The 2,565-nt window shown below is 45.4% G+C and carries 3 protein-coding genes; 1 reads left to right on the top strand and 2 read right to left on the bottom strand.

Features of this window, described 5'->3' with window-relative positions; genetic code table 11:
- The coding region (locus WBJ10_RS04675) for a hypothetical protein (RefSeq protein WP_424288367.1) at positions 1–251 on the top strand (251 nt) is incomplete at its 5' end.
- Here the strand turns inward: WBJ10_RS04675 and WBJ10_RS04680 are convergent.
- Both WBJ10_RS04680 and WBJ10_RS04685 read right to left on the bottom strand, forming a co-directional pair.
- A complete protein-coding gene (locus WBJ10_RS04680; protein WP_424288368.1) occupies positions 235–2,370 on the bottom strand; it encodes a hypothetical protein in 2,136 nt (711 codons plus the stop codon). The two genes, WBJ10_RS04675 and WBJ10_RS04680, sit on opposite strands and share 17 nt — an antisense overlap.
- On the bottom strand, positions 2,367–2,565 hold a 199-nt coding region (locus WBJ10_RS04685; RefSeq protein ID WP_424288369.1), incomplete at its 5' end, for a hypothetical protein. The genes WBJ10_RS04680 and WBJ10_RS04685, both read right to left, overlap by 4 nt.

Consider the following 2,565-nt stretch of genomic DNA (forward strand, 5'->3'; position numbering starts at 1 on the left):
TGCTTAAGCTATCACTTTCATACCCGCTTGTTAATAGAACCGCTGTATTTTCTTTAGAAGGATCGAGCTTGCGCTGGAAAGAGATGGGAAGAGCAATGAAATACATAGCGGCAACTGCGCCGACAGAGGCCGCTATCCGGAGAACTAAGCGGGCTTTATTTTTCCGCCGGGTCTCTTTCCAGCACAGAAAGGCCAGAAGCAACATTGACGATATGAGGATGATCCACTTCTCCATTACCGGTTCCTTCTGAGATTATTGAAATATTCTGTTGCCAGATCATTTGTCGGAGCGCTCTTTTGAGATTGGGGTGAGCGGCTTTCCTGGGTAACGATTTTTTGCAGTGCTGCTTCCAACTCTCTTTTATTCGCGGGACTTGTACGTACTTCGCCGGAACGGATAATTGCCCTTAATGTTCCAAGAGAACCCAGGTATATTCCGGGTTGTGCCGCGGCGCTTGCTGCGAGTGTCCGGCTTGCATCATTGAGTGTCAGGATTTCGTCAGCATTTAATTTCCGACCCTGTTTGCTGCCAGCTATTAAGCTAGCCGCCAGCTTCAATGAATTTTGCGGATTCTTTTCAGAATCCAGGTTACGTACAGCCTGCGGCTGGATAATTTTATCGAGCTCGCCGCTTAAGCGTTTATCGGCTTTGATGAGCGGGGGTTTGAAAGAAGTTTTCGCGACATACACACGCGATTTTTGCTGCAAATCTTTTAGCAGGCGCAGGGCTTTATACTCAAAAGGCAGAGCTTCAACAGGTTTGTACAAGCGCAATTGCAGTTCTGACTTCCACATCTCCGTAAGGGTTGCTTTTAGCTGGGCTTTTAATTCAGGTTCAAAATAGGTAGCATCTTCAGCCTGATCGTGCTTGTGAGCAACAGCGTCGAGCATTTGTTCTGGATCCCCAAATACGACGGGTTCATCATGGCCTTCTTCCTCTTCATCATGAGCGCCGCCAATTTCTGTTTCATCTTCCTCACCCAGGAATTTCCCGTAACGAAGTCGGAGTAGCTTTTGATCTGTTGCGATTTCATTGCTGCGGCTATTGAATTCCTGTGCGCTAATAGTGCTTCGTTCTTTGATTAGTTTTTCGGTGTCGATGATGATCTGGCGCTGGCTGCGGAAATATTCGGGTACCAGGTTGACTCCTCCCAGCATCCCATCCATGCTCATTAATTGCGCGGTATCCTGGATGGTTACGATATAGACATCAGAGCGGCTATCCTGCAAGCGACTGTCGCGGGCCTGGATGTAAAAATAAAGCTCATCGCCGGGTACCATGGCGAGTGCTTTAAGGTCAATAGTCTTATTCAGTTTATAAGATGAAGCACCTAAGAAATTCTGCTGGAAGGCAATCTTTTGTTCCCTGAATTTGACGCCTTCTCCTTGTCCGCTGCTGATGGTAGCCGCTATGAATGCGCCATTAACTCCATAATCGTCCGTGATCTGAACCTGCAGCTGGGTTCGCTGCGGCTCCCCGAAATCAATGCTTGAATACTGAGCAGGGGTGATAATGCGGACAACAGCTGGCTGGTCTTTAATAACTTCGAGTTTGTACAGATCGGATAATGTTCCTTCCAGATCGACCTGGTAGAAACCCGACTTACTCACAGTTTTACTCAAGGCCCAGCTCGTGCCTTCTTTGTTTGTGGCCCTTAGCGGGATAACTTCCTTATCGTTGAAAATTAATTTGATGTTTTTAACAGGCTGGCTGGTTTGGATCTGCCAGTTTAATGCAGAACCTTCTTCAGCAGTAAGAGAGAATTGTGACTGATTCCTGGAAGGTCGTCGGGTGTAGGCCGGTGGATTGATTCTAAGTTCAACCGATTCGATTCCCGGGAGGATCTTATCAGGAATTACTTCCAGTTTGGATTTACTTTCTATTTGTTCGGCTTGTTCCGTTTTTTGGCTGTAGGAATCAAACTGGCCAATTCCGAATGCCAGGATCAAGCCTGCGATAAGTATTAATCCAGCTCTCTGCAAGCTGTGCCTGAATAGGGTGGAAGTTGAAACCTGTGATAATTCCGCTTCTATTTTCCCGACTTGTAAGCGTTCAAGCAAGTTTAAAGATACTGCTGGTTTAATGAGCAATTCCGTACTTTCTTCAAGGTTAGGATACGATTGATTCAAGAGCCGGGCAACATCTTTTTCGTTGGTTTTTAAAATTCCTGACCACCAAATTAGGATTCCGAAAACACCCAGGGTTATCGGCAGCATCCACCAAAGTGAAATGACGGTGAAAAGTTTCAAAATTGAAATAAGGAGTGCGGAAACGGAAAGAGCAATGAACAGGTTTGAAAGAAGCCCGTAGCTTAGCCATTGCGTTCGCAGCTTTCGTAAAAAGATATGTCCCACGCTATCCTTCATCAATTCAAACTGTTTCGGGTTGAATAATATCTTTCTATAACAAACACTATCGTTAATAATAACCAAACATAGTATTTAAGGTCTTCGCTTTCTTCAGCTTTCAGCTTTCCACTTTCAGCTCTCCCCACTGTGTTTGGTAAATACTGTTCCCCTCCAAGACTCCTTTTATCTAATTCCCATTCAAATGTATCTCGTTTT

This window comes from Daejeonella sp., from assembly GCF_049655485.1.
Lineage (GTDB): Bacteria > Bacteroidota > Bacteroidia > Sphingobacteriales > Sphingobacteriaceae > Daejeonella.